The 3,453-nt window shown below is 72.5% G+C and carries 4 protein-coding genes; 3 read left to right on the top strand and 1 reads right to left on the bottom strand.

The annotated features are described in order from the left end of the window. Positions 1–129: 129 nt before the first annotated feature. Complete coding sequence (locus tag ACFV9Q_RS11755) at positions 130–1,107, bottom strand: FKBP-type peptidyl-prolyl cis-trans isomerase (protein ID WP_377234572.1); 978 nt, start codon at positions 1,105–1,107, stop codon at positions 130–132. Positions 1,108–1,259: 152 nt separating this feature from the next. On the opposite strand from ACFV9Q_RS11755, the gene ACFV9Q_RS11750 reads away from it, so the two are divergent. The 3 genes from ACFV9Q_RS11750 (at position 1,260) to ACFV9Q_RS11740 (ending at position 3,305) form a co-directional block, all read left to right on the top strand. Further along, positions 1,260–1,559: a hypothetical protein gene (locus ACFV9Q_RS11750; protein ID WP_377234571.1), complete on the top strand. Its 300-nt coding sequence runs from the start codon at positions 1,260–1,262 to the stop codon at positions 1,557–1,559. Between the two features lie 92 nt (positions 1,560–1,651). Further along, complete coding sequence (locus tag ACFV9Q_RS11745) at positions 1,652–2,425, top strand: alpha/beta hydrolase (RefSeq protein WP_377234570.1); 774 nt, start codon at positions 1,652–1,654, stop codon at positions 2,423–2,425. A 52-nt stretch (positions 2,426–2,477) separates the two neighbouring features. Beyond that, positions 2,478–3,305 (top strand): alpha/beta fold hydrolase, encoded by an 828-nt coding sequence (locus ACFV9Q_RS11740; protein WP_377232441.1) that lies wholly within the window; start codon positions 2,478–2,480, stop codon positions 3,303–3,305. Positions 3,306–3,453 lie beyond the last annotated feature (148 nt).

Here is a 3,453-nt window from a genome sequence, read left to right as displayed (position 1 = left end):
AGAGACAATACAGGGGGGTAGGGGCACTCCTCCCTCTCCCCCCCCCCCCCACGTCTGTGCCGTGATCAGCGGCGATGCGCACGGTACGTGCGCGAGATCTCAGGCCGGCCCGCGAGCGGGCCGGTAGCGTCAGGCCGCCTTGGCCTCGAGGATGTCGACCACGAACACCAGCGTCGAGTTCGCCGGGATCGCGCCGTTCTCCTGGTCGCCGTAGCCCTGGTCAGCCGGGACGACGAGCAGCACCTGGCTGCCGACCTTCTGGCCGGCGATGCCGTTGGTCCAGCCGGGGATCACACCGCTCAGCGGGAACGACGTCGGCGTGCCACGGCTCCACGAGGAGTCGAAGGACGTGCCGTCGAGCAGGCAGCCCGCGTACTGCACGGTGACCGTCTGGTCCTTCGTGACCTCGGCGCCGTCACCCTCGACGAGAGGCTGGACCACCAGCTCGGTGGGCGCCTCGTAGTCCGTGGGGATCGTCACGGTCGGCTGGCCGTCGTCGGCGAGCTCGACGGTGGGCAGGCCCTCCTTGGGGGCCACCTCGGTGCCCTCGGCACGCGCCGGGATCTCCTTGGACTCGGTCACCTCGACCATCGTCACCTGGATGGTCTGGTCCATCGCGGTGCTCGCCATGAGGAGGCGCGCGCCGACCTTCTGGCCGATCAGGCGGTCGTTCAGCAGGTCGTACTGCGGGTCGCCGAGCGTGAACGACTCCGGCTTCTTGGTCTCCCAGGTCGAGCCGCTGGTCGAGCCGTCCTTGCCCGCGATGACCACGTAGTTGATGGTCACCTGGGCGCCCTCGACGAGCTCCGCGCCGGTGCCCTCGTCCACGACGCGGGACGTCGGGGACGTGACCTTGAGCGGCGCCTTGAACGTCACCTTCGGTTCCTTGCCGACCGGGCCGGAGACCTCGATCGCATCGACCGCCTTGACGTCCTCCTCGGACGGGCTGGGCATGGGCGACGCCTCCGGGGCGGCCGCAACCTCGCAGACGTTTCCGTCGGAGGCGGCTGCGTTGTCGCTCCCGGAGTCGTCGGCGCTCGCGCAGCCGGTGAGCGCGATGGATGCCAGCGCGACGGCTGCCAAGGCGGCAGTGGTGCGGTGCTTCACGAGTAGTCCTTCGGTAGGTGTGCGCCTTGCTGGGGACCGCCACACTCTAGCGGGCGGAGATGAGTGCGGCTCCCAGGCATTGTGGTGCGCGATGCGGGCTGTTCCCGAACAGCCTTGAGCCATCCGCTCCGCCCTGCGGAACAATAGATGGCATGCCGTCGAACCGCCGCTCCAGCAAGCGTCCGTATGCCGCGGGCCATGTCCCCCTCGACGTGGACCGGGCGACGGGCGGGCGTCGCAGCGAGTCGGCGGCGGACGGCGAGTGGGTGGTGCAGCGGATCCGGTCGTCCGACAAGACCTATGTCTGCCCCGCCTGCCACCAGGAGGTCACGCCGGGCACGGCGCACGTCGTCGCATGGAAGACGGACGGGTTCGGCGGGCCCGAGGCCGGGCTGGACGCGCGGCGGCACTGGCACACGAGCTGCTGGCAGCGCCGGGCCAACCTGCGCTGAGGCAACGGGCCTGCCGTACCTGCGGCCAGGGTGCTGCGACACACACCCCGACGCCGGCGCGTCCTCCCGCGTGCGGGAGGAGAATGGTCCCGATGACCACTGAAGCGACGCCGGACGCGGCCTCCGGCCAGACGACCCACCAGATCCGCTCGCTCACCGTCCTGCCCGCGCAGCGGGAGGACGTCGAGCTGCACACCGCCGACGGCCTCACGCTCGTGGGCGAGCTCGCCCTGCCGGCGGACGCCGAGCCCGCGGCCAGCCTGCTGACGCTCCACCCGCTGCCCACGCACGGCGGCTTCATGGACTCCCACGTGTACCGCAAGGCCGCGTGGCGGCTGCCCGCTCTGGCCGACCTGGCGGTGCTGCGGTTCAACACCCGGGGCACCTCCTCCCCGCGCGGCACGAGCGAGGGCACGTTCGACGGCGGCGAGGCGGAGCGGTACGACGTCGCGGCCGCGATCGAGTTCGCCGAGTTCCGCGGGCTGCCCCGGCCGTGGCTGGTCGGCTGGTCGTTCGGCACGGAGCTGGTCCTCAAGCACGGCGCCGACCCGAGCATCGAGGGCGCCGTCCTGCTCTCGCCGCCGCTGCACCGCGCGACGGACGAGGACCTGGACCGCTGGGCGGCGTTCGGCAAGCCGCTCGTCGTCCTGGTGCCGGAGCTCGACGACTACCTCCGGCCCGACGAGGCCCGCCGGCGCTTCGCGCGGGTGCCGCAGGCCGAGGTGATCGGCGTCGACGGCGCGAAGCACCTCTGGGTCGGCGAGCCCGCCGTCGCGCGTGCGCTGAACGAGATCGTCGCCCACGTCCTGCCCGACCACCCGCTCCCGCTGCCGACCCACTGGGACGGCCCGCTGGGCGCCTCCTGAACGACACCACCAGGCACCATCACCACGACAGCACCACCAGAGGAGGACGACGATGACCTCTCGAGCCACCAGGAACCTGGCGACCTTCACGCTGCGCGACGGCGGGGGCGTGCCGCTCGTGCTGCTGCACGGCTTCCCGCTCGACCACCGGATGTGGGCGGCGTGCGCGGAGTACCTCCCGCCCGGCGTCCGGGCCATCGCGGTGGACCTGCCCGGTGCCGGGCACAGCGACCTGGACGGGTTCCCGCCGAGCATCGAGCACATCGCCGACGCGGTGTACCTGACGATGACCGACGCGGGGGAGGGCAACGCCGTCGTCGTCGGGCACTCGATGGGCGGGTACGTCGCGCTCGCCCTGGCCGAGCGGCACCCGGGTTTCGTGGCGGGGCTGGGCCTGGTGAACACGAAGTCGACGGCGGACACCGAGGAGGCGCGCGCCAAGCGGCTGCGGATCGCCGCCGCGGTCGACGCCAGCCAGACCGTGGACGCGGTGCTCGGGATGCCCGCCAACCTGGTCGGCGCCACCAGCACGGAGCACCGCCGCAACCTGTTCCCCGTCCTGGACTCGTGGATCCGCGCCCAGTCGCCGGCGGGAGTCGCCTGGTCGCAGCGCGCGATGGCGTCGCGGCCCGACCGTACCTACGTGCTCGATCGCCTGGACGCGCCGGTCGCCGTCGTGGTGGGGGCCGAGGACTCGATCACGCCGCTGGCCGAGGCCGAGCACATGGTCCGGGCGGCGGGCTCGCCCCTGGGCCCCGCGATGGGCGACGCCGCTCTCACGCTGGTGCCCGGCGCCGGGCACCTGAGCGTCGTCGAGGAGCCCCAGGCGGTCGCCGCGGCCCTCGGCCTGCTGCACACGCACGTGGTGGCGCACCACTGAACAGAACGGCACCACTGAACAGAACCGCACCACTGAACAGAACGAGGGGCGTGGGACACCAGCTGGGGGGGTGAAGCTCTTTTTTTTTCCCCCCCCCCCCCCCCCCCCACCCCCCCCTCCCCCCTCTCCGCCCCCCTCTCTTCTCCCC

It is taken from the genome of Promicromonospora sp. NPDC059942 (assembly GCF_042731755.1).
Lineage (GTDB): Bacteria > Actinomycetota > Actinomycetes > Actinomycetales > Cellulomonadaceae > Promicromonospora.
Note: the sequence above shows the minus strand (reverse complement) of the source record. Positions and strands in the feature narration are given on the sequence as shown.